Origin of the sequence: Aquabacter spiritensis, from assembly GCF_004346185.1 — a bacterium.
In the GTDB taxonomy this organism is placed as follows: Bacteria; Pseudomonadota; Alphaproteobacteria; order Rhizobiales; family Xanthobacteraceae; genus Aquabacter; species Aquabacter spiritensis.
The window spans coordinates 110,070-135,944 of record NZ_SMAI01000003.1; the positions used below are offsets into that span (position 1 = coordinate 110,070).

Sequence of the window (25,875 nt, forward strand, 5' to 3'; positions counted from 1 at the left end):
TCCGGGATCTCTCACCGAGCCCGACCCATGACCGACAAGACCCCGCCCCAGACGGACTATTCCGCCACCCTGTTTCTGCCGCAGACCGCTTTCCCGATGCGCGCCGGCTTGCCGCAGAAGGAGCCCGAACTGCTCGCGCGCTGGGCGCGCCTCGGCCTCTATGAGCGCCTGCGCGCCGTCGGGCGCGGCCGCCCGCGCTTCGTGCTGCATGACGGGCCGCCTTACGCCAACGGCAACATCCATATCGGTCACGCCCTCAACAAGATCCTGAAGGACGTGGTGACGCGCTCGCAGCAGATGCTGGGGCACGATTCCAATTACGTGCCGGGCTGGGACTGCCACGGCCTGCCGATCGAGTGGAAGATCGAGGAAGAGAATTACCGCAAGAAGGGCAAGGCCAAGCCGGACCTCACCGACAGCGCCGCCATGATCGCCTTCCGCCAGGAATGCCGAGCCTATGCCGAGCATTGGCTGGACGTGCAGCGCGCCGAGTTCAAGCGGCTCGGCGTCGAGGGTGACTGGGACCACCCCTACACCACGATGAGCTTTGCCGGCGAGGCGCAGATCGCCCGCGAAATCATCAAGTTCGCCGAGAACGGCCTGCTCTATCGCGGCTCCAAGCCGGTGATGTGGTCGGTGGTCGAGAAGACCGCCTTGGCCGAGGCGGAAGTGGAGTACCACGACCACACGTCGGATACGGTGTGGGTGAAGTTTCCGGTTCAGATGGTTGTACGCGACGGCGCTGTTTTAGATCCTGCCGGCCCGCGATGGAATGATCTTGGGAAACTTGCCCCGGTCGGAGAAAATCTCGCGCCTGCGTCAGTGGTGATCTGGACCACGACACCCTGGACGATACCTGGCAACCGGGCCATCTCCTTTTCGTCCAAAATCTCTTATGGACTCTACGAAATCACGGATGCACGGCCCGACAATTGGGCGAAGGTCGGCGAGCGACTGATCCTCGCAGACAAACTGGCGGATGACGTCTTCAAACAGGCTAGAGTGTCCTCATACCGTCGTCTGCAAGACGTCACTCCCCATGCGCTTGCGATTGGCTGCACCGCCCACCCCCTGGCCGACCTCGGCTACGGCTTCAAGGTCCCCCTCCTCGACGGCGACCATGTCACCGACGAGGCCGGGACCGGCTTCGTCCACACCGCCCCCGGCCACGGCCGCGAGGATTTCGAGATCTGGACCCAACACCGCCGCTGGCTGGAGGAGCGCGGCATCAGCCCCGCTATCCCCTATACGGTCGACGAGGACAGCTTCTATACCGAACAGGCCCCCGGCTTCGCCGGCAAGCGGGTGATCACCGAGGCGGGCGAGAAGGGCGACGCCAACCAGGCGGTCATCGACGCTCTGGTGGCGGCCGGCAACCTGCTCGCGCGCGGCCGGCTGAAGCACCAATATCCCCATTCCTGGCGCTCCAAGAAGCCGGTCATCTTCCGCAACACGCCGCAATGGTTCATCGCCATGGACCAGGACATCCGCGATGCGGACGGCAGGCCGGCGCCGCGTCCGGCGACGCTTGCCGGCAACGCCCCCGACACCCTGCGCGCCCGCGCGCTCGCCGGCATCGAGAGCGTGCAATGGGTGCCGGAGGTCGGCGAAAACCGCATCACCGGCATGATCGCCAACCGCCCCGACTGGGTCGTCTCGCGCCAGCGCGCCTGGGGCGTGCCGATCGCCGTCTTCGTCAAGGAGACGGGCGACGGCGAGGTCGAGATCCTGAAGGATCCCGCGGTGAACGACCGCATCGCCGCGGCCTTCGCGGCGGAAGGCGCCGACGCCTGGTACAAAGAGGGCGCGCGGGCGCGCTTCCTCGGTGATCGCGCTGGCGAGGGCTGGCAGAAGGTCGACGACATTCTCGACGTCTGGTTCGACAGCGGCTCGACCCACGCCTTCACCTTAGAAGTGCGGCCCGATCTGAAGGCGGACCGCCCGCCCGCCGGCCCCGACCGGGTGATGTATCTCGAAGGTTCGGACCAGCATCGCGGCTGGTTCCATTCCTCGCTTCTGGAAAGCTGCGGCACGCGCGGCCGCCCGCCTTACGACGCGGTGCTCACCCACGGCTTCGTGCTCGACGAGGACGGGCGCAAAATGTCCAAGTCGCTCGGCAACGTGGTTGCGCCGCAGGAGGTCATCAAGGCGTCCGGCGCGGATATTCTGCGCCTGTGGGTCTGCGCCTCCGACTATGCCGACGATCTGCGCATCGGCCCGGAAATCCTCAAATCGACCGCCGACACCTATCGCAAGCTGCGCAACACGATCCGCTGGCTGCTCGGCTCGCTGCACCATTACCGCGCCGCCGAGCGGGTGGCGGTCGAGGCCATGCCGGCGCTCGAACGGCTGATGCTCCACCGCCTTCAGGACCTCGACGGCCAGGTGCGCGCGGCGTATGCCGCGTTCGATTATAAGAAGGTCAACGCGCTGCTCACCGCCTTCATGACCACCGAGCTGTCGGCCTTCTATTTCGACGTCCGCAAGGACGCGCTCTATTGCGATCCGATTTCCTCGGTGACGCGGCGCGCCTGCCTCACCGTGCTGGACGAGACCTTCGCCCGCCTCGTGACCTGGCTCGCGCCGATCCTGCCCTTTACCTGCGAGGAGGCGTTTCTCGCGCGCACTGGCTCGGTCGACGGCTCGGTGCATCTTCTCACTTTCCCCGACACGCCCGCCGCCTGGCGCGACGAAGCCTTGGCGGAGACCTGGCGCAAGATCCGGCAGGTGCGCCGTGTGGTCCTGGGCGCCCTGGAACTCGAGCGCGCAGCCAAGCGCATCGGCTCGTCGCTGGAGGCGGCGCCGGTCGTGCATGTCGCCAATCCGGAGCTGGCGGCGGCCCTCGAAGGTGTCGACTTCGCCGAAATCTGCATCACCAGCGGCGTGGCGCTCCGCTTCGACGACGGTCCGGCCGAGGCGTTCCGTCTCGACGACGTGCCGGGCGTCGCGGTGGTGCCGGGGCTCGCGGCAGGGCGCAAATGCGCCCGGTCCTGGAAGGTATCGGAAGAGGTCGGACGCGATCCCGACTTCCCCGACGTAACGCCGCGCGATGCGCAGGCCCTGCGCGAGCTTGCCGCCCGCGCCGCGGCGGAATGAGGCAGCAGCGCAACGGAGCATTCCATGGCCCCCCTTCGCCTCGGCATCCTCGTCGCGTTCCTGGTCCTGATCCTCGACCAGGGGAGCAAGACCGCGGTGCTGTCCTGGTCGGACAATTGGACCCAACCGACCTATCGCGTCACGCCGTTCCTGGACTTCGTCTATCTCTGGAACACCGGCATCAGCTACGGCCTGTTTCCGCAGGGCGATGCCGGGCGCTGGGTGCTGCTGATCATCAAGCTCGCCGCCGCGCTTCTGTTCGCGGCCTGGCTCGCGCGCACCGACCGCCGCCTCGAAGCGCTGGCGCTCGGCCTTCTGATCGGCGGGGCGATCGGCAATGCGGTGGACCGGCTGGTGTATGGCGCGGTGTTCGATTTCATTTCGTTCCACGCCTTCGGCTATCACTGGTACGTGTTCAACATCGCGGATGTCGCCGTCGTTGTGGGCGTGGTGCTGCTCCTTTATGATGCGCTTTTCGTGCGCGCCTCAAAAACGCCGCCCTCCGACGTCAGCCCTAGAGGCTGAGGAGAGCCGCGCGGTGCGCGGTTTCGAGGGAAGGCGCCCATGACGACGTCCATGCGGATCACTTTCGAACGGTGCGGTGCCTGGCGACGCCGCGTCATGGCCGTTCCGGCGGCGGGCCTGATCGGGGTCCTGACCCTTGCTTTGGCCGGCGGGGTTGCCCGAGCCGAAGACGGCGACACCGGCGATGGCGCCTTCATGCAGAATGTCTTGAGCGCGATAGGCCTGGTCGGCGACGCGCAGCCAAACATCCAGTATCGCGAGCGCGCGCCGCTCGTGGTCCCGCCGCCGCACGTGGCGGCGACCCTGCCGCCGCCGAAGTCGAGCGCGGCGGCCACCAATCCCAATTGGCCGAAGGACCCGGACGTGCTTCGGGCCCGTGCGGCCGCCGCTGAGGACCGCTCGCCGGTCGGGCTGAACGACATCGAGGTGCGCGGTCGCGCGCTCATGCCCTCGCAGCTCAACAATGTCCGGCACAAGCCGACCGCGAGCGTCACGTCCGGCGCGCCGGTCGGCGCAGATGCCCGTGCGCGCGACGAATTGATGCCGAGCGAACTCGGTTTCTTCGGCTGGACCAAGGGCTTGAACGGGGCGTTCAGCGACAAGCCGCTCACCTTCACCGGAGAGCCCGTGCGTGAGAGCCTCGTCGAGCCGCCGCCGGGATATCAGACCCCGGCGCCGAACGCGCCTTACGGGGTGGTGGAGAAGAAGGAAGAGACCTTCAAGTTCCCCAGCCTGTTCGATCTGCAGAATCAGACGTTGAACTGACCGCATTTCCTGCGTGCCGTACGCCGGGGCCGCGGGCCACGCACCCGTGGAGACCTTTCCTGTGACCATGAGACTTTTTGCAATGGCCGTCCTGATCGCCGCCACCGCTGCTTCGGCCGCTTTGTCCACCGCCCAGGCGGTGGGGCCGCAAGTGAGCGAGTTCACACTCGACAACGGCCTGAAGGTGTTGGTGATCCCTGATCGGCGCACGCCGGTCGTCACCCATATGGTCTGGTACAAGGTGGGCTCGGCGGACGAGGCGCCCGGCAAGTCCGGCATCGCCCATTTCCTCGAACATCTGATGTTCAAGGGTACCGAGAAGACGCCGCCCGGCATGTTCTCGGGGGAAGTCGCGCGGCTCGGCGGCCAGGAGAACGCCTTCACCTCCTATGACTACACCGCTTATTATCAGCGGGTGGCCAAGGAGCATCTCGAAAAAGTGATGAACTTCGAGGCCGATCGTATGACCGGCCTCAAGCTGACCGACGAGGTGGTCCTGCCGGAGCGCGACGTCGTGCTGGAAGAGCGCCGCATGCGGACCGACAACGATCCGGGCGCGCGGCTCGCGGAATCGCTCCAGGCGACGACCTATGTGAACCATCCCTACCAGCATCCGATCATCGGCTGGGAGCACGAGATCAAGCAGCTCAACCGCGAGGATGCGCTGGCCTTCTATCGGCGCTTCTATGCGCCCAACAATGCCGTCCTCGTCGTCGCCGGCGACGTCGAGCCCGAGGCGGTCCGCGCGCTCGCGGAGAAGACGTTCGGCCAGGTGCCGCGCGCCGACACGCCGCCGCGCAACCGCCCGCAGGAGCCGGAGCCGGAGGCGCACCGGCGGGTGTCGCTGAGCGACCCGCGTGTCGCCCAGCCGAGCGTCCAGCGCACCTATCTCGTGCCGTCCTACCGCACGGCGACGGGGCGCGAGGCGGAAGCCCTGGATCTCGCGGCGCAGATCCTCGGCGGCGGCCAGACCGGCCGGCTCTATCGCGAGCTGGTCGTCGGGCAGGAACTCGCCGCCGGGACGGGCGCCTGGTATCAAGGCACGTCCTACGACGCGACCCGCTTTGGCGTCTCCGCCGCGCCGCGTCCCGGCGTGTCGCTGGAGACGCTGGAAAAGGCGATGACCGGCGTGGTCGAGCGCTTCGTCGCCGAGGGGCCGGACGAGCTCGAACTGGCGCGCGCCAAGACCCGTCTCGCCGCCGATGCGATCTATGCCCGCGACAATCAAGCGACTTTGGCGCGGATCTACGGCGCCGCCTGGGCCACCGGCATGTCGGTGAAGGACGTGAACGAATGGCCGGACCGGCTGAAGGCGGTCACCGCGGACGAGGTGAAGGAGGCGGCCAAGCGCTATCTCCAGCTCGGCCGTGCCGTGACGGGGTATCTCTCGGCCCCGGAGGCCCCGGCCACGCCGGCCAAGGTCGAGACGCGGGAGAACCGTTCGTGAGGGCTGTGCGCGGGGCCCTTCCCGCAAGAGGCTCGCGGACGGTGCGTCGCTCCGCTTCGGTCTATTGGAACGGCATATTTTTCGGCCCTCGCGCCGTCCTGCCCGTGCTCGGGCGCATTCTTCTGTTGGTGCTCATGTCCTTGTCTCTGGTTTCGCCGGCCGCCGCCCAGTCTCAGACCACGCGCATCACCCGCGTCGTGAGCCCGGGAGGTATCGAGGCCTGGCTGGTGCGCGACACGACTCTGCCGCTGATCGCGATGGAATTCGCGTTCCGGGGCGGCGCGGCCCAGGATCCGCCCGCCACCCCCGGCGTCGCGAGCCTCACAGCCTCGCTGCTGGACGAAGGCGCGGGCGATCTCGACGCCGCCGCCTTCCAGCGCAAGGTCGCCGACCTCGCGATGGAGATTTCCTTCGACGCCAACCGCGACGAACTGCGCGGCTCGCTGCGGACGCTTGGGGAAAATCGCGACGCCGCCTTCGATCTTCTGCGCCTCGCCGTGACGGCACCGCGCTTCGACGAGGAAGCGGTGGAGCGCATCCGCGCCGCTCAGCTCGCCTCGCTGCGCCGCCGCTCGACCGATCCCAATTCGCTGGCCAGCGAGCGCTGGTTCGCTCTGGCTTTCCCGGACCATGCCTATGGCCGACCGGTCGACGGCACGCTTGCCAGCGTGCCCACCATCACCCAGGCCGATCTTCAGACCTTCACCCGCAACACGCTGGCCCGCGATACGCTGAAGGTCGCCGTGGTCGGAGATATCGGCCCGGAGGAACTGGGCCGGGAGCTCGACCGGGCGTTCGGCGCCCTGCCGGCGAAAGCCACGCTCCGCCCGGTGGCGGACGTCGCGCCCAAGGGCATCGGCACGGTGGACGTGATCCCGCTCAACATCCCGCAATCGGTCGTGCTGATGGGAACGACCGGGCTCGAGCGCAAGGACGACGACTTCATCCCGGCCTATGTGCTGAACCACATTCTCGGCGGCAGCGCCTTTTCATCGCGGCTCTTCAAGGAAGTGCGCGAGGCGCGCGGTCTCGCTTATTCGGTCTATTCCTACCAGGTGGCGCTGGAGCATGTCGGGCTCTGGTTCGCCGGCACGGCGACCAAGAACGAGCGGGCCGGGGACTCCATCCGCATCATCGGCGACGAGTTCCGCAAGATTCTCGATGAAGGTCCGACCCAGACCGAGCTGGACGAGGCGAAAAGCTACCTGACCGGCAGCTATGCCCTGCGCTTCGACACCTCCTCGAAGATTGCCGGCCAGCTTCTGCAGATCCAGATCGACGATCTCGGCATCGATTATATCGATCGTCGCAACGCGCTCATCGAAGCCGTGACGCTGGACGATCTGCGGCGGGCCGCGCACCGCCTGACGGAGGCCGCCAAGGCCCTGACCGTGGTGGTGGGGCGTCCGGCGGGCCTCTCGGGAGGCTGAGCCGCCTTAACCATGCGGGCGGATTGTCCGCCCCCACCGTCTGCATGCGGCGTTAACAGTCTGTTATACAAACCGCCCGGTGCCCTGGAACTGGAGCTTCGTCATGCCCATGCCGTCCGTAGCCTCCCCGCTGAGCCGCCTGCTGGTGCCGGCCGCGCTTGCGGCGATGCTCGCCGGTTGCGGCGGCAATTCTCAGGGCCTGTTCGGCGCCCCCGGGACGACCGTGGACCCGGCCGGCGGCGGGCAGAGGATCTCCGATGCCGCGGTCGCGGGCGTCGGCGGGCCGTCGGTCACGGGTCCGCCGTCGCTCACGGTGGGATCGGGACCGGATGCCATCGATTATTCGTGCCCGATGGTCGATGTGCGGACCGGCGCGGCGGCCTGGCAAGTGCCGGCATCCGGTGGCGGCCTGCGCTATCAGGGGTCAATCAGCAACATGGCGCGCGAATGCGCCATCGTCGACCGCACCATGACCATGAAGGTCGGTATCGAGGGGCGTGTCCTGCTCGGCGACAAGGGTACGCCCGGCGCGGTCAATGTCCCGATCCGCATCGCAGTGGTCCAGGAAGGTCCGAGCCCGAAGACCATCACCACCAAATTCTTCACCGTGCCGCTCAACATTCCGGCCGCCGAAGGTCAGATCAGCTTTTCGGTCGTGGAGGATACGATCAGCTTCCCGCTCGTCTCGGCGGCCGAGATCGAGCGCTACGTCGTCTATGTCGGCTTCGACCCTCAGGGCACCGAAACCCGCCCGTCACGGCCCCGTCCCGCCCGCCCGGCGCCTTCGGCCAGCGCGCCGGCTGCGACCGCGCCGGCTGCCGCCCGTGCACCGGCGGCTTCGACGCCGACCGCCACCGCGGCTCCGGCCGCCAGTTCCAGCGCCGGGCAATCCGCTGCGCCGCCGGCAGCCACCTTCGGACCGCCGCCCGCCGCCAGCACGTTCAGCGCGCCGCCGGATTCCGGGACGTTCGGCCCCCCCCCCGCCACTTTTGGACCGCCGCCCGCCAGTCAGTGAGCGGAGGGGAGAGGCCCGTCGACGCGCGTTGACGCGGCCGGGCGATCTTCTATGCTGCACGGCGATGGCGGTTCGCCGCCGTCGATCGGACGATCCCTGCGGGAGAGACCGGCGGTTCGAGGGGGAAGCCCTACGGATTGCGCCGGCGCCGAAGGCGCAACCGCCCCGGAACCGCTCAGGCAAAAGGGCCGCAGGGGGACGAGCCTCTGGAAAGCAGATGCGGGGTCATAGCCGCGTCTCACCGAAGGAGTAAGCCGCACGGTGCAAGCCGGGCGCGCGAAATCTCTCAGGTTCCGGTGACAGAGGGGGCGCCGCCCGGGCCGTTCGGCCCGGACGCTTTGGCGCGACCCGATGGACACCGCAATGACCAATGACTCCGCCTCCCTTCAGCGCACCCCGCTCCATGCGGCGCACGCCGCCCACGGCGCGCGTCTTGTGCCGTTCGCCGGTTACGACATGCCGGTCCAGTATCCCGACGGCATCCTCGCCGAACATGCCTGGACCCGCACCCAGGCCGGCCTGTTCGACGTGTCGCACATGGGCCAGGCTCTCTTGGTCGGGCCTGACCACGATACGGCGGCGCGCGCGCTCGAGGCGCTTCTGCCGGCCGACCTGCGTGGTCTGAAGCCCGGCCAGCAACGCTATTCCCAACTCCTCGCGGAGGATGGCGGCATTCTCGACGATCTGATGGTGACGCGCCCGCGCGACCCGGCGCGCGAGGGAACCTTGTTCCTCGTCGTCAACGCCGCCGGCAAGCGCGCGGATTATGTTCATATCGCCCCCCGTCTGCCGGCCGATGTCCGGCTCGTGCCGCAGGAGGATCTGGCGCTGATCGCGCTCCAGGGGCCGCAGTCCGAAGCCGTGATGGCGCGGCTCGCGCCGGGTGCGGAGACGCTGACCTTCATGCACGCCGCCCCGCTCGAGGTCGCCGGCATCGCCTGCCATGTCTCGCGCTCCGGCTATACCGGGGAGAACGGCTACGAGATTTCGGTGGCCGCCGCCGCGGCCGCGGCGCTGTGGACCCGCCTCCTCCAGGAGCCCGAAGTGAAGCCGGTGGGCCTCGGCGCGCGCGACAGCCTGCGCCTGGAGGCCGGGCTCTGCCTCTATGGCCACGACATCGACCCCACCACCTCGCCGGTCGAAGCCGCCCTCGTCTGGTCGATCCAGAAGCGGCGCCGGGAAGAGGGTGGCTTTCCCGGCGCCGCGCGGATCCAGCGCGAGCTGGCGGACGGGCCGGCGCGGGTGCGTGTCGGCCTGACGCTGGAGGGCCGCGCGCCGGCCCGCGAAGGCGCCGAGATCGTCAAGGATGGTGAGACGGTCGGCGTCGTCACGTCGGGCGGCTTCGCGCCGACTTTGGGTGCGCCGATCGCCATGGGCTATGTCCCGCCGGCACTGGCCGCACCGGGGACGGGCCTCGACATTCTGGTCCGGGGACGGGCACTGCCGGCCAAAGTGGTCCGGATGCCGTTCGTCGCGCCGCGCTACGCCCGCAAAAATTGAAGAGGGGACAGGACGATGAGCGAGATCCGCTATTCCAAGGACCACGAATATGTCCGCGTCGACGGCGACGTCGCGACCATCGGCATTTCCGACTATGCGCAGAGCCAACTGGGCGACGTGGTCTATGTCGAGCTGCCCGAAATCGGCAAGGCGGTCGCCCAGGGCAAGGAAGCGGCCGTGGTCGAGAGTGTGAAGGCCGCGAGCGAAGTCTACGCGCCCGTCTCCGGCGAAGTGGTCGAGGTCAATGGTGCGCTCGAAGGTGCCCCCGCGAGCGTCAATGAGGATCCCGAGGGCCAGGGCTGGTTCCTCAAGGTCCGGATGTCGAACCCTGCCGAGCTCGAGGGTCTGATGTCCGCCGACGCCTATGCCGACTTCCTGAAAACCGTGTCCTGACGGCGGAGCAAGCCACGCCCATGCGCTATCTGCCCCTCACGCCCGAGGACCGCGCCGAGATGCTCGCCCGCGTCGGCGCCTCCGCGGTCGACGATCTGTTTGCCGACATCCCGGCCGACAAGCGCCTCACCGATCTGCCCGATCTGCCGCTGCGCAAGAGCGAGATGGCGGTCGAGCGGACCCTCGCCCGCCTTGCCGCGCGCAACGTGCCGGCCGGCAGCGTGCCCTTCTTCGTCGGCGCAGGCGCCTACCGCCATCACGTCCCTGCGACCGTCGACCATCTGATCCAGCGCTCGGAATTCCTCACCTCCTACACCCCCTACCAGCCCGAAATCGCCCAGGGCACGCTGCAATATCTGTTCGAGTTCCAGACCCAGGTCGCCGAACTGACCGGCATGGAGGTCGCCAACGCCTCGATGTATGACGGCTCGACCGCCGCAGCCGAGGCGGTGCTGATGGCGCATCGCCTGACGCGGCGCGATACGGCGGTGCTCGCCGGCAATCTCCACCCGCATTATGCCGAGACCATCGCGACGGTCTGCGCCCATGCCGGCCAGCCGATCCGCGCCCTTTCCCCCAACCCGGGCGGAGAAGACGATCTTGCGGCGGCGATCGAGGCTTCAGCCTCCTGCATCGTGGTGCAGACGCCGGACGTGTTCGGCAATCTGGTCGATCTGCGCCCGATCGCCGAGAAGGCCCATGCGGTGGGCGCTCTGCTGATCGCGGTGGTCACCGAGGCGGTCGCGCTCGGCCTGGTCGAGCCGCCGGGAGCGCAGGGAGCCGACATCGTCGTGGGCGAGGGACAGTCGATCGGCAATGCGTTGAATTTCGGCGGGCCTTATGTCGGCTTGTTCGCGACGCGGCAGAAATTCGTGCGCCAGATGCCGGGGCGTCTCGCCGGCGAGACGGTCGATGCGGAGGGGCGGCGCGGCTTCGTGCTCACCCTTTCCACCCGCGAGCAGCATATTCGCCGCGAGAAGGCGACGTCCAACATCTGCACCAATTCCGGCCTGTGCGCGCTGGCCTTCACCATCCATCTTTCGCTGCTCGGCGAGGCCGGACTGACCCGGCTCGCCCGCATCAACCACGCCGCCGCCTGCGATTTCGCCGACCGGCTCGCCGCACTGGACGGGGTGAGCGTGCTGAACGCGTGCTTCTTCAACGAGTTCACGATCCGTGTCCCGGGCGATGCCGCGGCCCTGGTCGAACGTCTGGCGCAGAAGGGCGTGTTGGGCGGCGTGCCCTATTCCCGCCTCGCCCCCGCCGCCGGTTTCGACGATCTGATCCTGGTCGCCGCCACCGAGACCACGACGCCCGAGGACCGGGCCGCTTATGCCGCCGCGCTCAAGGAGCTCCTGCCATGAACCGGGAAGGACGTGGCGCGACGGCGCCGGGCGCCATCTCCAATTCCGCACCCGCCACCTTCACCGGCAACCGGGCGCTGGATCTGGAGGAGGGACTGCTGTTCGAAATCGGCCGCACCGAGGTTACCGGCGTCGATCTCGACGAGCCGGACGCCTTCGCCCTGCGGCTCGGCGGATTGGAGCGCACCGCGCCGCTCGGCCTGCCCGGGCTCTCGGAACCCGAGGCGATGCGGCATTATGTGCGGCTGTCGCGGATGAATTACGGCATCGACAGCGGCCTGTTCCCGCTCGGCTCCTGCACCATGAAGCACAATCCCCGCCTCAACGAGCGGATGGCGCGTCTGTCGGGCTTTGCCGACCTGCATCCGCTTCAGCCGGTCTCCACCGTCCAGGGGGCGCTCGGCCTGATCGACGAACTCTGCCGCTGGCTGCTGGAACTCACCGGCATGGCGGCCGTCGCCTTCACGCCCAAGGCCGGCGCGCACGGCGAATTGTGCGGCATGATGGCGATCAAGGCGGCGCTGGCGGCCCGCGGCGACGCGCGGAGCGTGGTCCTGGTGCCGGAAAGCGCCCACGGCACCAATCCCGCGACGGCCGCCCTGCTGGGCTATGAGGTCCGCTCCATCCCCGCGCGTGCGGACGGGACGGTCGATCCGGAGAGCGTCAAGGCCGCGCTTTCCCCCGAGGTCGCCGCGCTGATGCTGACCAATCCCAATACGTGCGGCCTGTTCGAGCGCAATGTGGTGGAGATCGCGGCGGCGGTGCACGAAGCCGGCGCCTATTTCTATGCCGACGGGGCGAATTTCAACGCCATCCTGGGCAAGGTGCGGATCGGCGACCTCGGCGTCGACGCGATGCACATCAATCTCCACAAGACGTTCTCGACGCCGCACGGTGGCGGCGGGCCGGGGGCCGGTCCGGTCGTCCTGTCCCCGGCGCTCGCCCCCTTCGCCCCCTTGCCCGCTGTGGTCGCGGACGCGGACGGGCTGCGCCTCGTCGAGACGACGGACGCGCCGGAGACCGCCCAGGCGCTCGGGCGCATGTGTGCGTTCCATGGCCAGATGGGCATGTTCGTCCGGGCTCTGTCCTGGATGCTCTCGCACGGCGCCGACGGCATGCGCCAGGCCTCCGAGGATGCGGTCCTTTCGGCCAATTACATCCGCGCGAGCCTGATGGACCTGATGAGCGCGCCGTTCGCCACCCGGCCCGCCATGCACGAGGCCTTGTTCGACGATGCCTGGCTGGAGGGCACCGGCCTCACCACGCTCGACGTCGCCAAGGCGCTGATCGACGAGGGATATCACCCGATGACGGTGTATTTCCCGCTGGTGGTGCACGGCGCGATGCTGATCGAGCCGACCGAAAGCGAGAGCAAGGCGTCGCTCGATCTGTTCATCGCCGCCTTGCGCGACCTCGCTCTGGCGGCGAAGGCGGGGGACATGGCGCGATTCCAGGGCGCGCCCTATTACGCGCCGCGCCGTCGCCTCGACGAGACCCGTGCCGCCCGTGCCCCGGTGTTGCGCTGGACTGCGCCCGCGCCGGTGCCCCGCGCGGCCGAATAGGCCCGCGGCATAGCGGCTATTTCGCGCTGCGCCCGCCTCGGAGCGGGGGCAGCGCGACCAGAAGCAGACCGACCGCGATCAGACCCATCCCCCCGAGGCGAAGCGGCGGAAAACGTTCGCCGAGGACCAGAGCGGCGGTGACCGTGCCGGCGAGGGGGACCAGAAGCGAGAAGGGCGCGACCGTTCCGGCCGGATAGAGCTTCAGAAGATGGCCCCAGATGCCGTAGCCGATCCAGGTCGCGCCGATCGCGAGGAAGGCCACGGCGCCGAGCCCCTCCCAGGTCGGACGGAGCAGCGCGCCGGAAACGGCCGGCCAGCCTTCGAGCGCGAGCGAGAGGGCGAAGGCGGGCAGAGGCGGGACCAGGCTGAGCCAGGCGACCAGGGCGAAAATCTCGGTCGGCGGCGCACGACGGATCAGCACGTTTCCGGTCGCCCAACTCGCCGCGCCGCATAAGGTCAGAGCCAGGCCGAGCGCGGTCATGTCGCCGCCCGTGCTGGCCGCAATCAGCAGCAACCCGGCCAGGGCGACACCCGCGCCGGCGAGCTGGCGCGGCCGCGGCCGCTCCCCGAGGAAGAGCGCCGCGATCAGGATCGTGAAGAAGGCTTGGGCCTGGAGCGCGAGCGAGGCGAGGCCGGGCGGCATGCCGGCATCGATCGCCGAGAACAGGAAGGCGAACTGGCCGAGGAACCAGGTCAGGCCGATCGCCACCATCTGTCCCGCCGGCAGAGCCGGGCGCGGCACGAAGAAGACCGGCAGAGCCGCCGCGACGAAGCGCAGGGTCGTCAGGAGCAGCGGCGGATAATGGTCGAGCCCGAATCGCATGACGACGAAATTGACGCCCCAGATCGCCGCGGCGAGCACGGCAAGGGCAAGGTGTCGGGGCGCCATTTCGGATCCGTGGGCTGTCGCCGGCGAAGCGTGACGGAACCGTCTGGCCGCCGCCGCTCCCGCGATGTCGAGAGAGAATCGCGGGTGGTTTGCCCGCGCCGATCGGCCGGCATGCCGGCCGGATCGCATGAGGGAGCGTGTTTACCCGCGTTCGGGGAGCGGTGCACCGCACGTGTGGCGCGCACCAGCCGGCTTTAATCGGCGCCGGGTTCGGCGCGGGGCAAGGGGATGGTGGAGGGCTGGGGAATCGGCACGGTGTAATATTTGCGATTGGCAATGGTGCCGGTCTCGAACGGACCGGCTCCGGTCGCGTCTCCGGGCGCATAGGACATGGGGCCGGGTGGACGCGGGATCGCGGGCAGCGTCCCCGGCGGGGTCAGCACCGGCTGATAGGGATCTCCGGGCGCGGGATAGCTCCGCTGCGGTGCAGGGGCATAAATCGGCTGGCCCTGGGCATAAGGCGGACGAGGCGGTTCCTGGGGGGCGGCCGCCTGCTCCGGCTCGAAATCCTCCAAGCCGTGCTCGGGCGGGTGGGGCAGGATGTCGAGGGGCGCGCCGGGGGGCGGAATGTTTGCCGGCTGCGGCATCTGCCGCATCTGGGGTGCGGGAGCGGAGGGGCGCGCGAACAGCGGCGCGGGGCCGGAGGGCGGGGCGAACAGAGGCGGCGGCCCGGACGGCGGCGCGATCAGCCCGCCGCCGGCGGGTCCCGGCTGGCGCGCCATCAGCACCGGGGGCGCCATCGGGCGCGGCGCGGGCTTGCAGATCGTGCGGCCCTTGGCATGGCGCATCAGGTCCACATGAATGTGGTCGTAATGAAAGATGTTCGAGCCCGGCGCGAGGACGGTGGTGAACATGTCGCAGGCCCCCGCCTGGACCTGAAGCAGGAAACCCCGGGCTTCCTTGGGGCCGCGCCAATTGTCCTTGATCGTGATCGTCGTTCCGTCGGCGAACTGGAAGGCGCCGATGTCGAGCGCATTGCCGAAAGCGTGCTCGGAAATCTTGGCGGTCGCCGAGCCGTTCATCCCGCGGCAGGAGTAAGAGGACATCTGGCGGATGCCGACGACCGGCTGCCCCATCCAGGCGAGGGCGGCGGGCTGTACCACCTGGTCCAGCCAGATATTGAGGTCGCGCACCATGGGGCAGGCGAGGGTGGCGCGCGGCTGTACCGCGACGATGCCATCGTCGAGCGCGGTCACGCGGAACGGATGCTCCATGCCGCAAACGCCCGGCCCGTCGATGCCGCGCGCGGGTTCGACATAGGCCGAAACCGTGACGCCTTTTTCGGCGAGGCACTTCTCCTCCGCCTGGGCGCGCCAGGGCTCCCGTCGGTCGAACAGATCGAAACGACAGCCCGACAGGAGCCCCACGCAGACGAGCGGGGCTACGAGATACCTGAATACTCCGCGCGTCATGGAAGCACGATGCCGCGGCGGTCGTTGAAATCGGGTTAAAGGGGTCGCCGCACTTCTTGCGCGGCGCGAGCCGAGCCGATATAGAAGCGGCCTCCCGGCGGATGGGCGCGTAGCTCAGCGGGAGAGCACTACGTTGACATCGTAGGGGTCACAGGTTCGATCCCTGTCGCGCCCACCATCCGCACCTCTGCCGCCGACGCCGGCTTTCGCGCCCTATGCGGCGCGCGGCCCGGCTTTTCCGCACCGTTTTGCTTGACTGCCGCCGGTGGCGGATCAGATTGCGGCCCTTGTGGATACAGGACGGATTCGTCCGGCCGAGGGAGGGCATGCGGCATGGGGCAGGGAGACGGGCCGACGGGCACATTCGGACGCGCCACCCCGCTGCCGGCCGGCATGAAGCTTCTGCTCGCCGCCTTCCTTCTCACCTCCTTCGCCGTGAAGCTGTTCGTCGCCTGGCGCTTTCCCAATGCCAGCTATGCCGACGTCACGATGCAATATCTGGAGCAGGCGCACCGCCTGCTGACCGGGCAGGGCCTGGTGCCGTGGGAATATGTGGTCGGCGCCCGCTCCTGGCTGACGGCAGGTGCGATCGCGCCGGGCATGAAGCTCGCCGCGCTGCTCGGCGGCGGGCCGGACGCCCGTATCCTCGGCGCCGTGGCGATGTGCAGCCTGTTTTCGCTGAGCCTGATCGCGCCGGCCTTTCTGTGGGGCTGGCGCTTCGCCGGCCCGGTCGGCGCCGCGCTCTGCGGCGCGTTCGGCGCCTATTGGTTCGAGACGGTCTATTATGCCGGGCATCCCCTCCAGGATTCGTTCGGCACCTATTGCCTCGTGCCGGCGCTTTATCTCGCTTATCCCAATGGGCCGGCCACGTCGCTGCGCCGGCTGTTGGCCGCCGGCATCCTGCTGGGACTTGCCACCGCCTTTCGCATGCAGCTCGGCCCGGTCGCGGCGCTGGCGGCGATCTGGGTGGCGCGCACCCATCCCGGCCGATATCTGGCACTCGGCCTTGGCGGCGTGCTCGGGCTCGGCGTCCTGGGGCCGCTCGATTGGGCGACGTTCGGGGTGCCGTTCAACTCGATCATTCAATATGTCAAATATCAGGGCTCGACGATCGGTGCGGCCGAAGGCGGAAAATGGGGCTATGTCCCCTGGTACAATTATCCCGGCTGGATCCTCGGCTTCTATTCCGGTGCCTTCCCGCTCCTGTTCCTCACCGGCCTGATCGGCGCACGGCGCCTGCCATTGCTCCTGGCCGTGTTCGTGGTCAACGTCGCCTTGCTCCTGTTCGTCGAGGTGAAGAGCCCGCGCTACATGTATCCCGGGGTGCCGCTCGTGCTCACTTTGTGCGGCATCGGCATGGCCGAGCTGGCTCTGCGGCTCTGGGAGGGGCGGGTGCGCACCAGCCTGATCGCAGCGGGCGGCATCCTGTTCGTGGCCGTGATGTCCGCACTCCTGGGGGCCTTCAGCCATTTCTCGTCGCATTGGGTGCTGGGGCGCGGCATTATCCTGGCGACGCGTGCGGTGAATGCCGATCCGGCGGCCTGCGGCCTTGCCATCGTGCCGGCGAGCGCCTGGTGGATCAGCGGCGGCTATGTCTCGACCGATCCGCGCATCCCGCTCTATGGCGCGCAGGCCTCCGGGCCGGACGCGAAAGCGCAGAGCGCCGCGTTCAATTATGCCATCACGACCACGGAAACCCCCGACGAGCCGCTCCCGGATCTTTCGGCCCTCGGCTATGCGCCGCGCGGCTGCTATGCGAACGGCAGCCGCGGGCCGGCCTGCGTCTGGTTCCGGCCGGGCACCTGCACGCGCGGCGCTGCGCCTCCGCTCGCGGCCTCGTTGCCGAACTGGCTGGACGTGCCTGCCGCATCCGGGGCAGGGCGGCCGGAGCGGTGACACCATGCTGATCGTCACGAATTACACGGCGTTTCCCTCCCGCTGGCGGGCCGCCTGCGGGACCGAGGGCGAGACCGTTATCGCCCGCGGCCTCGCTGAGTTCCATCGCCACGCGCGGCGGCGGGACGCGGTGTTCGTGATCAATGGGGATGCCCATACGGTGATGGCCCTGGCATTCGCCCGAATGGCGATTCCCGGGTTCGATCGGCCGCTGGTCGCGATCGACCTGATCTTTCGCCGGCCGTCCGGCCTGAAGGGCCGGCTTGCCCATCTGGTCAAGCGGCCGCTCCTGGCGCGCGCGGACCTCTATATCAATTTCTTTGCCGACGCCCGCGGCGTCGGCGCGGTCTATGGGATTCCCCCCGAGCGCTGCAGCTATGTCCCCTTCAAGGTCAATCTCGACATCGCGCAGGTGGCGCATGTTCTGCCGACCGAAGAGTTCGTCCTGTGCTTCGGCCGGTCGATGCGCGATTACGACACCTTTTTCGACGCGATGGCGCGCCTGCCGCATCCTGCGGCGATCGCCGACGTCAACCCCGCGGACCTTGCGCAGCACGGCGCGCGCTTCACCCGGCGGCTCGAAGACCTGCCGGCGAATGTGTGCGTGCTCGACGATGATGGAAGCAGCGAGGCGCAACTCGACATGCTCCGACGCGCCAAGCTGGTCGTCATCCCGGTGCGCAAAGCGAGCTTCGTCGCCTCGGGAATCTCCACCGCGCTCAATGCCATGATGGTCGGCAAATGTGTGATCGGCACCGAGGGGCCGGGAATGACCGATATCTTCACCGAGGAGATCCTCGCGGTACCTCCGGAAGATCCGGCCGCTCTGGCCGCGATGATCGACCGCGCTTGGAACGATGACGCTTTGCGGCGCCGCGTCTCGGATACCGGACGGCGCTGCGCGGAGCGCCTCGGCGGCGAAGACGCGCTGGTGCAGCGCCTGATCGACCGCATCGCGGACACGTATGGCTGAGATGGCGATGCCGCCCCGCCTCAGCGTCGTGATCCCGACCCGCGACTGCCTGGCTTATCTCCCGGCCGCGATCGCAAGCGTCCGGGCGCAGGCGCTCGGTCCGGTCGAGATCGTCGTGGTCGACGACGGGTCCCGAGACGGAACCGGCGATTGGCTCGCCGGGGCGGCCCGCTCCGACCCACTTCTGCGCCCGGTCGCCGGGCCGGCCCGCGGCGTCGCGGCGGCGCGCAATCGGGGCATCGCGTCGGCGTCGGCGGAGATCATCGCCTTCCTCGACGCCGACGACCAGTATCTGCCCGGCGCATTGGACGACCGTTTGCCGCTGATGGAAAGCGACCCCGCCATCACCCTGACCTTCGCGGACGTCATGTCGGTGACGCCGGACGGGGCCCTGGTCGGGCATCAATTCGCCTATTGGCCGCTGTTCCGCGATTTTCTCGCCGGACGGTCGGGGCTGCTGCCGCTGGGACCGGACGCGTTCGCCATGCTGCTCGCGGAAATGGTCTGCGGCACCTCCTCGGTCGCAACCCGAAAAAGCGCGCTTGCGGCCGTGGGCGGCTTCGACGAGCGCTATCGTATCTCCGAGGATTGGGACCTGTGGCTGAAGCTCGCCCGGCACGGGCCGGTCTGGTGCTCGACCCGGCGCGCGACTCGCTATCTGGTGCGGCCGGGCTCTACGAGCCGCGACATGGGCGAGCTGGCACGCACCATGCGCGCGGTGTTCGACGCCCAGGTCCCCGACCCCGCCGCGATTCCCCAGCCCTGGCGCGGCGTCGCGCAGGCGCGGGTCCGGGTGGCCGAGGCCGAGGCGGCGATGATCGCCGGGCGGCATCGGGAGGCGATGCTCGGCCATCTCGCCGCCTTCCGCGTCGCGCCCTCGAAGGTGCTGGCGAAGAAGGCGGCGGCCGACCTGTTGCGGCTGCTGCGGCTCAAATGAGCCGCGTCAGGTGATGTATTGGGCGCCGTTCGCGGTCAGCGTCGAGCCAGTGATGAAGCCGGCGCCGTCGGCGGCGAGGAAGACCACGCAGCGGGCGATGTCCTCCGGCTCGCCGAGCCGGCCGACCGGGATCGTGGCGATGATCTTCTTCAGCGTCTCCTCGGGCACGGCGCGGACCATTTCCGTCGCGACATAGCCCGGCGCGATGGCATTCACCGTGATGCCGAGCGCGGCGCTTTCTTGGGCGAGCGCCTTCACGAAGCCGATCTCGCCGGCCTTGGCGGCGGAATAATTGGTCTGGCCGAATTGGCCCTTCTGGCCGTTGATCGAGGAAATGCAGACGATGCGGCCGAATTTGCGGGCGCGCATCCCCTCGATCACCTGGCGGCACATGTTGAAGGCGCTGTTGAGATTGGTGTTGATCACCGCGTTCCATTGCTCCAGCGTCATGCGATGGAGGGTGGCGTCGCGGGTGATGCCGGCATTGTTCACCAGAATTTCAACCGGGCCGAGTTCGGCTTCCACCGCGGCGACGCCGGCCTTGCAGGCGTCGAAATCCGAGACGTCCCACTTGAACACCGGGATCCCGGTCTTCTCCTTGAACGCCTGAGCGGCCGTGTCATTGCCGGCATAATTGGCGGCGACAGTGTAGCCTTCCGCCTTCAGCGCGATGCAGATGGCTTCGCCGATGCCTCGGGTGCCGCCGGTGACCAGAGCGGTTCGTCCCATGTTTCTCTCCCTCTCTCTTGCCTTGGTTATTTTGAGCCCGAAGCGGTCCGCACAGCTTTGCTTCTACGCAACGTCACGGCCGCATTCGACCTCTTTTTCCGCGTCGTCCTGTCGCGAAACAAACGTATGAAACGCAAAAGGCCGGCTCCCTCCCCGCGGCGGGGGCGGAGCCGGCCCTTGCATGGCCGAAGCGGCGGTGCGCGTCAGGCGCGCTCGAGGCACATGGCGATGCCCATGCCGCCGCCGATGCAGAGCGTGGCGAGCCCCTTTTTGGCATCGCGCTTCTGCATTTCGTGCAGCAAGGTGACGAGGATGCGGGTGCCGGACGCGCCGATCGGGTGACCGATCGCGATCGCCCCGCCATTCACGTTCACCTTCGAGGTGTCCCAGCCGAGTTCCTTGTTCACCGCGATGGCCTGGGCGGCGAAGGCCTCGTTGGCCTCGATCAGATCGAGGTCGTCAATCGTCCAGCCGGCCTTTTCCAACGCCGCCTTGGAGGCGGGGATCGGGCCGGTGCCCATGACCGCCGGATCGACGCCGGCCTGTGCCCAGGACACGATGCGGGCCAGCGGCGTGCGGCCTTCGGCGGCGGCGCGGGATGCGCTCATCAGCACCACGGCGGCGGCGCCGTCATTGATGCCGGAAGCGTTCGCGGCCGTGACCGTGCCGTCCTTGACGAAGGCGGGCTTCAGCTTGGTCATCGCATCCATGCTGGCGCCATGACGGATATATTCGTCGTCGCTGACCACGACGTCGCCCTTCCGGGTCGAAATCGTGACCGGCACGATCTCGTCCTTGAAGCGTCCGGCCTTCTGCGCGGCCTCCGCTTTGTTCTGCGAGGCGACCGCGAAATGGTCCTGGTCGGCGCGGGTGATCTGGTATTTGGTCGCGACGTTCTCGGCGGTATTGCCCATATGGTAGCCGTTGAAGGCATCCCACAGACCGTCCTTGATCATGGTGTCGACCAGATCGAGCGACCCCATGCGGGTGCCGCTGCGCAGATGAGCGGCGTGCGCCGACATGCTCATGGATTCCTGGCCGCCCGCGACGACGATGTCGCTGTCGCCGGTCTGGATCGCCTGGAAACCGAGCGCCACGGACCGCAGCCCGGAGCCGCAGACCTGATTGACTTCCCAGGCCGGGCTCTCGATCGGCACGCCGGCCGCGATCGAAGCCTGCCGGGCCGGGTTCTGGCCCTGTGCGGCGGTGAGCACCTGGCCGAGGATGACCTCGCTCACCGTCTCGGAGGAGACGCCGGCGCGCTCGAGCGCAGCCTTGATGGCGATCGCACCGAGCTGATGGGCGGGAAGGCTGGCGAGGGCTCCGTTGAACGAACCCACCGGGGTGCGCGCGGCCCCGACGATGACGACGTCGTCCTTCATGCTGATCTCCTGCAGGCGGGGGCCGGTAGCGGGCGAGTGCGTCCGGTGTGCCGCGCCCCGAGCGGCGCATCGTCCGTTGCCGTGCGATGTCGTGTCAATGGCCGCCAATGTCAATGCGCGCGTCCCGCCCGGGGAGCGCCGCTGCGGTCGATCGGGCGCCCGCGTGCGGTGCATCACGTAAGGTGAAGGCGACGGGGTGGATGCCGTCCCAGGACAAGGCGGCAAAGCGATTTCGCACCTCATGCTGCGCACAATAAGCAGGCATGCTGCGCACAAAAATAGTAGCCGCGCTGCGGGAAAGGCCGTACCCTCCCTCTGATCGAGGAAACGGATGCGCCCAATGGCCAAGACGCAAGACCCCGTCACCATCAAGAAATACGCCAATCGCCGGCTCTACAATACCGGTACCAGCACCTACGTGACGCTGGAAGATCTCGCCACCATGGTGAAGGAAGGCGAGGATTTCGTCGTCTATGACGCCAAAAACGGCGACGACATCACCCATTCCGTGCTGACGCAGATCATCTTCGAGCAGGAGAACAAGGGGCAAAATCTTTTGCCTATCGCCTTCCTGCGCCAGATCATCCGCTTCTACGGCGACAGCATGCAGATGATGGTGCCGCGTTATCTTGAAATGTCGATCGACAGTTTCACCAAGGAACAGGAGAAGTTTCGCGATCAGGTCGCGAAAACCCTGGTGGGCGCGCCCTTCGGCGGCGGATTCGACGAGCATGTGCGCCGCAACATGGAGATGTTCGAGCGCGCGTTCAATATTTTCATCCCCTTCAATAAGGGCGATGAGGCCGCCGCCCCCGCCGCGACGCCCGAGCGGCCGACCGACGAGCTCGACGCGCTGAAGCGGCAGATGGCCGATATGCAGCAGAAGCTGGAGCGCCTCGCAACCAAGCCAGAAGGCTCGAATTGAGCCGATCCCTTAAGGGATGATCCGAAGGTGCGGGGCGACCGATCCGCCCCGTCGCGGCATCGCTCTGCCGCGTAGGGGACGGCGCGGCGCCCCGCGCTGCGGGCTCACCCCTCCGGCTGGACCGCGCCCCCGCAAGGGCCGGCATAAGGCAGCGCGAGCCCCGTCAGCGCGCCCTGGATATAGTCGCATCCCGCCTCTTGAAGGGCCTTTGCGGTGCGTTCGCTGCGCACCCATTCCGCAACCGTCTTCAGGCCGAGCTGGCGGGCGAGTTCGATCAAGGCGCGGACGAAGGCGCGGTCGTCGGACGAGCGCATCATGTTGATGATGAAGCTGCCGTCGATCTTGACCATGTCGACGCCGAGGCCGCGCAGATTGCGGAACGAGGTCGCGCCCGCACCGAAATCGTCGATCGCGACGCGGGCGCCGGTCGCGCGGGCCTCGGTCACGAAGGTGCGAACGGCGCTGAGATCGTGGAGCACCACCGATTCCGTGAGTTCGAGGATCAGGCGCGGCCCGATGTCCGGCCCGACCTCCCGGCCGAACTGGCGCAGCCAATCGAAATCCGCGATCGACGAGGGCGAGACGTTCACCGACAGCGTGAGCGCCGCATCCCGCCGCAGGGCTTTGGTGGCCAACCCGAGGATATGGCGGTCGAGCACCCCCATCAGGCCGAGGCGCTCGGCCGAATCGACGATTTGCCCGGCATGCCGGCGGGCGCCGTTCGGCATCGGTGCCATCCGCACCAGCGCCTCGTGGAATCCGATCTGCCGGGTCCCGGTCTCGACGACCGGCTGAAGCGCGAGGCCGATCCGGCCGTCCCAGATGGCGCGCACGATCTCCTCGGCGGTCTTCTGATTGGCCCGCCTTTGCCGTTCGCGGGCGCGGTCGCGTTGATAGAGGTGGACCGAGCCGCGCGCCCGCCGCTTGGCGATGTCCAGCGCTTCGCCGAGGCCGGAAATCAGTCCCGACAGTTTGGCGGGAATTTCGGGCGCGGCGATGCCGCCGACGGTGACGCTGACCGGCATTCGTCCGGCCGATGTCTCCACGCGCGCGGCGCGAATGCTCGCGCAGATCGCCTCGCCCCGCTGCCGTGCGGCCTCGGCGCCCGTACAGCCGGTCGACAGGATGGCGAACTTGCTGCCGGAGAAGCGTGCGATGAGGTCGTCGGCGCCGATATGCCGGCGGAGCAGCACCGCGACGGCCTCGACCACCTGGTCCACGACCTCGAAGCCGAAGGCGTCGTTCATCCGCCCGAGATGGTCGATGCCGACCAGCAGGACGCACCAGTCCCCGGCCTGCCGCGCCCGCAAGCGTCCGGCGATACGCGCCATCAAGGTGCCGCGGCTCGACAATCCTGGTGGGCCGTCCGGATCTCCGGTGGACGTCGAATCTCCGGCTTGATCCGCCGAAGCGGCCTGTTCCTTGCGTCGTCCCATGCCGCCCACGGTCGCGTCTGCCGTCAAAATCTACAAAACACTATCACGCCAACAAATCACGCCCGTCACCCGGTTGGGGGAGCAAGCGCAACGTCGCGCTGGGCCACGCGCACGGACACTGAAAATCCGGTGATGACGTCGAGGAGCATGATGCCGACCAGCAGTGCGAACACGGACGTCGCCGCCTGCGGCACCAGCAGGAATTCCACCAGCGCCAGCACGAAGACAAGGATCGAGAGGATGTGATCGACGATTGAGCGCGAGGAGATGCGCGTCGCCTTGAGCACCTCGAACAGGAGGACGAACAGGCTGAGGGCGAGGAAGGCGTCGCCCACCGTGATCGGCCATGCCGCGCCGGAGACCATGGCGACAGGCAGGATCACCGCGTTCCATTCGACCCCGGGCGTCAGGAATACGACGATATTATAGATGGCGAGAGGGATGATGAGCAGCGGGATAGGCGTCAGCATGCAGCCTCCTCGATGACCCGAGCGCTATTGCGATCGAAACACTCACCGATGGGTCGCACATCCGAAGCCGAAAGTCACCGCCCTTCGTTGCGCCCCAGGAGAGAGGCCGCAACGCAATCAAGGGCTTGCACAAATTCGCCGGGTCGTAAAACCGCCCCGGCGCGGGGCTCACGCCTCGGTGGATTTGGGCTTCAGAATCTGCCGGCCGCGATACATGCCGGTCTTCAGATCGAGGTGGTGGGGACGGCGCAGCTCGCCGGAATCCTTGTCCTCGACATAGGTCGGCTGCTTCAGGGCGTCCGCCGAGCGGCGCATGCCGCGACGCGACGGCGAGGTTTTTCTCTTCGGGACGGCCATGTCCAAAACTCCGGCAAACGTTGTGTTCAGCCCCGCCCGCAGCGTCGGTTCGCGCGGGCCAGCGAAACCATCTTTCTGGATTGGAGGCGCGCCTTATACAGCGTCGCGCGGTGGAGCGGAAGGGCTCCCCGCGCTTTTCTGTTCCGCACCGCCCGAATCCCGCCGCACAGTCCCGGTTTGGTGGCCGTGGTCGCACGGTCACACCGCGGTGGGCGCCCCTTGCCACGCCGATGAAGCTGGGCGAGGGTGCGCGCCGCTCGGGAGGGCCCGTCGGGACGCCCCGAATATAGACAAAGGATAACGGCACATGATGCGTTCCGCCCAGACCGCTTTCCTCGCGGCGGCACTTTCGGCCCTCGCGGCCGGTGCGGCCATGGCCCAGACGCCGGCCCCGGCAGCGCCCGCCGCCAAAGGCGCGCCGGCCAAACCCGCGGCGCCCGCCGCCGCCAATCCGGCGGCCGCCGCCGACCCGGTGGTCGCGACCGTCAACGGCCAGCCGATTCGCGCGAGCGAGCTCGCGCTCGCCGAAGAGGATATCGGCCCCGGTCTGCCGCCCCAGGTGCAGCCGGACCAGCGCCGGGACTATGTGCTCTCCTTCCTCACCGACATGACGCTGCTCGCCCAGGCGGCGCAGGCGCAGAAGCTCGACCAGAGCCCCGCATTCCAGCAGCGCCTGGCCTATGCGCGGACCAAGGCGCTGATGGAGGCGCTGATGATGGCCGAGGCCGAGAAGGCCGTCACCGAGGAGGCCAAGCGCAAGACCTATGAGGAGTTCGTCGCGGCGAACAAGCCGGAGACCGAGGTGCGGGCCCGGCACATTCTCGTCGACGACGAAGCCAAGGCGAAGGAGATCGCCGCCAAGGCCAAGGCCGGCGCGGACTTCGCGACCCTTGCCAAGGAAAATTCGAAGGACAGCGCCGAGGATGGCGGCGATCTTGGTTATTTCACCAAGGAACAGATGGTCCCCGAATTCGCCGACGCCGCCTTCAAGCTGGATAAGGGGCAGGTCTCCGATCCGGTGAAGAGCCAGTTCGGCTGGCACATCATCAAGGTCGAGGACAAGCGCGAGAAGCCGGTGCCGACCTATGACCAGGTGGCCGACCAGATCGACCAATATCTGGTACGCAAGGCCCAGACCGACCTCGTGACCAAGCTGCGCGCGGATGCCAAGGTCGAGAAGACCGCAGCCGCCCCGGCCGCTGCGCCTGCGGCCCCCGCCGCGGCTGCGCCCGCGGCTCCGGCTACGCCTGCGGCTCCCGCTGCGCCCGCGACGCCGGCGCCCGCCAAGAACTGATCAGAGAAATGCCCGGGCGGCGCGCCGCCCGGGCAGAGCAGGCGGTGGCGCTGACCATCGCGGCTTCCGGCGCGGGCG

At 68.2% G+C, this 25,875-nt stretch carries 22 protein-coding genes, 1 tRNA gene and 2 riboswitches; of the genes, 16 read left to right on the forward strand and 7 right to left on the reverse strand.

Annotated features, from left to right (window positions below):
• Positions 1 to 27: 27 nt before the first annotated feature.
• The 10 genes from ileS to gcvPB all read left to right on the forward strand — a co-directional run bounded on the left by ileS (position 28) and on the right by gcvPB (position 13,097).
• A complete protein-coding gene (gene ileS / locus EDC64_RS06875) occupies positions 28 to 3,096 on the forward strand; it encodes an isoleucine--tRNA ligase (protein WP_132030535.1) in 3,069 nt (1,022 codons plus the stop codon).
• Positions 3,097 to 3,120: 24 nt separating this feature from the next.
• Positions 3,121 to 3,621 carry a signal peptidase II gene (gene lspA, locus EDC64_RS06880; protein ID WP_132030536.1) on the forward strand — a complete coding sequence of 167 codons (501 nt, stop codon included), beginning with the start codon at positions 3,121 to 3,123 and terminating at the stop codon, positions 3,619 to 3,621.
• Between the two features lie 39 nt (positions 3,622 to 3,660).
• Entirely contained in the window at positions 3,661 to 4,386 is a 726-nt protein-coding gene (locus EDC64_RS06885; protein WP_132030537.1) for a hypothetical protein, read from the forward strand.
• 67 nt (positions 4,387 to 4,453) lie between these two features.
• Positions 4,454 to 5,833 carry a M16 family metallopeptidase gene (locus EDC64_RS06890; RefSeq protein ID WP_207915942.1) on the forward strand — a complete coding sequence of 460 codons (1,380 nt, stop codon included), beginning with the start codon at positions 4,454 to 4,456 and terminating at the stop codon, positions 5,831 to 5,833.
• A 134-nt stretch (positions 5,834 to 5,967) separates the two neighbouring features.
• Positions 5,968 to 7,263 carry a M16 family metallopeptidase gene (locus tag EDC64_RS06895; protein ID WP_132030778.1) on the forward strand — a complete coding sequence of 432 codons (1,296 nt, stop codon included), beginning with the start codon at positions 5,968 to 5,970 and terminating at the stop codon, positions 7,261 to 7,263.
• Positions 7,264 to 7,366: 103 nt separating this feature from the next.
• Positions 7,367 to 8,278 carry a hypothetical protein gene (locus EDC64_RS23465; RefSeq protein ID WP_165933664.1) on the forward strand — a complete coding sequence of 304 codons (912 nt, stop codon included), beginning with the start codon at positions 7,367 to 7,369 and terminating at the stop codon, positions 8,276 to 8,278.
• Between the two features lie 89 nt (positions 8,279 to 8,367).
• A riboswitch (glycine riboswitch) is annotated at positions 8,368 to 8,479 on the forward strand.
• Positions 8,480 to 8,481: 2 nt separating this feature from the next.
• A riboswitch (glycine riboswitch) is annotated at positions 8,482 to 8,584 on the forward strand.
• A 57-nt stretch (positions 8,585 to 8,641) separates the two neighbouring features.
• On the forward strand, positions 8,642 to 9,778 hold the full coding sequence (gene gcvT / locus EDC64_RS06905) for a glycine cleavage system aminomethyltransferase GcvT (protein WP_132030539.1): 1,137 nt from the start codon (positions 8,642 to 8,644) through the stop codon (positions 9,776 to 9,778).
• Positions 9,779 to 9,793: 15 nt separating this feature from the next.
• Positions 9,794 to 10,171: a glycine cleavage system protein GcvH gene (gene gcvH / locus EDC64_RS06910; RefSeq protein WP_132030540.1), complete on the forward strand. Its 378-nt coding sequence runs from the start codon at positions 9,794 to 9,796 to the stop codon at positions 10,169 to 10,171.
• Positions 10,172 to 10,191: 20 nt separating this feature from the next.
• A complete protein-coding gene (gcvPA, locus tag EDC64_RS06915) occupies positions 10,192 to 11,535 on the forward strand; it encodes an aminomethyl-transferring glycine dehydrogenase subunit GcvPA (RefSeq protein WP_132030541.1) in 1,344 nt (447 codons plus the stop codon).
• Positions 11,532 to 13,097 (forward strand): aminomethyl-transferring glycine dehydrogenase subunit GcvPB, encoded by a 1,566-nt coding sequence (gene gcvPB / locus EDC64_RS06920; RefSeq protein WP_132030542.1) that lies wholly within the window; start codon positions 11,532 to 11,534, stop codon positions 13,095 to 13,097. Before gcvPA ends, gcvPB begins: the two co-directional genes overlap by 4 nt.
• Before the next feature lie 16 nt (positions 13,098 to 13,113).
• On the opposite strand, the gene EDC64_RS06925 is transcribed toward gcvPB, so the two are convergent.
• A complete protein-coding gene (locus EDC64_RS06925; RefSeq protein ID WP_132030543.1) occupies positions 13,114 to 13,986 on the reverse strand; it encodes an EamA family transporter in 873 nt (290 codons plus the stop codon).
• A 194-nt stretch (positions 13,987 to 14,180) separates the two neighbouring features.
• Positions 14,181 to 15,398 carry an extensin-like domain-containing protein gene (locus tag EDC64_RS06930; protein ID WP_132030544.1) on the reverse strand — a complete coding sequence of 406 codons (1,218 nt, stop codon included), beginning with the start codon at positions 15,396 to 15,398 and terminating at the stop codon, positions 14,181 to 14,183.
• A gap of 103 nt (positions 15,399 to 15,501) precedes the next feature.
• On the opposite strand from EDC64_RS06930, the gene EDC64_RS06935 reads away from it, so the two are divergent.
• From EDC64_RS06935 to EDC64_RS06950, 4 genes are all read left to right on the forward strand, one after another.
• Positions 15,502 to 15,576, forward strand: a tRNA-Val gene (locus EDC64_RS06935).
• A gap of 155 nt (positions 15,577 to 15,731) precedes the next feature.
• Positions 15,732 to 17,294 (forward strand): glycosyltransferase family protein, encoded by a 1,563-nt coding sequence (locus EDC64_RS06940; protein ID WP_132030545.1) that lies wholly within the window; start codon positions 15,732 to 15,734, stop codon positions 17,292 to 17,294.
• A gap of 4 nt (positions 17,295 to 17,298) precedes the next feature.
• A complete protein-coding gene (locus EDC64_RS06945; RefSeq protein WP_165933665.1) occupies positions 17,299 to 18,267 on the forward strand; it encodes a glycosyltransferase in 969 nt (322 codons plus the stop codon).
• A 7-nt stretch (positions 18,268 to 18,274) separates the two neighbouring features.
• Positions 18,275 to 19,204: a glycosyltransferase gene (locus tag EDC64_RS06950; protein ID WP_165933666.1), complete on the forward strand. Its 930-nt coding sequence runs from the start codon at positions 18,275 to 18,277 to the stop codon at positions 19,202 to 19,204.
• 6 nt (positions 19,205 to 19,210) lie between these two features.
• Here EDC64_RS06950 and phbB read toward each other — a convergent pair whose 3' ends face one another.
• Together phbB and EDC64_RS06960 are read right to left on the reverse strand one after the other, a co-directional pair.
• Entirely contained in the window at positions 19,211 to 19,933 is a 723-nt protein-coding gene (gene phbB, locus EDC64_RS06955; protein WP_132030548.1) for an acetoacetyl-CoA reductase, read from the reverse strand.
• Positions 19,934 to 20,136: 203 nt separating this feature from the next.
• On the reverse strand, positions 20,137 to 21,315 hold the full coding sequence (locus EDC64_RS06960) for an acetyl-CoA C-acetyltransferase (protein ID WP_132030549.1): 1,179 nt from the start codon (positions 21,313 to 21,315) through the stop codon (positions 20,137 to 20,139).
• 340 nt (positions 21,316 to 21,655) lie between these two features.
• Between EDC64_RS06960 and phaR the strand changes: the two genes are divergently transcribed.
• Positions 21,656 to 22,240, forward strand: a complete 585-nt coding sequence (phaR, locus tag EDC64_RS06965) for a polyhydroxyalkanoate synthesis repressor PhaR (protein ID WP_132030550.1) — start codon at positions 21,656 to 21,658, stop codon at positions 22,238 to 22,240.
• Positions 22,241 to 22,344: 104 nt separating this feature from the next.
• On the opposite strand, the gene EDC64_RS06970 is transcribed toward phaR, so the two are convergent.
• The 3 genes from EDC64_RS06970 to rpmF form a co-directional block, all read right to left on the reverse strand.
• On the reverse strand, positions 22,345 to 23,676 hold the full coding sequence (locus tag EDC64_RS06970) for an EAL domain-containing protein (RefSeq protein WP_132030551.1): 1,332 nt from the start codon (positions 23,674 to 23,676) through the stop codon (positions 22,345 to 22,347).
• Between the two features lie 65 nt (positions 23,677 to 23,741).
• Positions 23,742 to 24,146 carry a hypothetical protein gene (locus EDC64_RS06975; protein WP_132030552.1) on the reverse strand — a complete coding sequence of 135 codons (405 nt, stop codon included), beginning with the start codon at positions 24,144 to 24,146 and terminating at the stop codon, positions 23,742 to 23,744.
• A gap of 168 nt (positions 24,147 to 24,314) precedes the next feature.
• The gene (gene rpmF, locus EDC64_RS06980; protein WP_132030553.1) at positions 24,315 to 24,503 is read right to left on the reverse strand and encodes a 50S ribosomal protein L32; all 189 of its coding nucleotides are present in this window, start codon (positions 24,501 to 24,503) and stop codon (positions 24,315 to 24,317) included.
• 307 nt (positions 24,504 to 24,810) lie between these two features.
• On the opposite strand from rpmF, the gene EDC64_RS06985 reads away from it, so the two are divergent.
• Positions 24,811 to 25,797: a peptidylprolyl isomerase gene (locus EDC64_RS06985; RefSeq protein WP_132030554.1), complete on the forward strand. Its 987-nt coding sequence runs from the start codon at positions 24,811 to 24,813 to the stop codon at positions 25,795 to 25,797.
• The last annotated feature ends 78 nt before the right edge of the window (positions 25,798 to 25,875 follow it).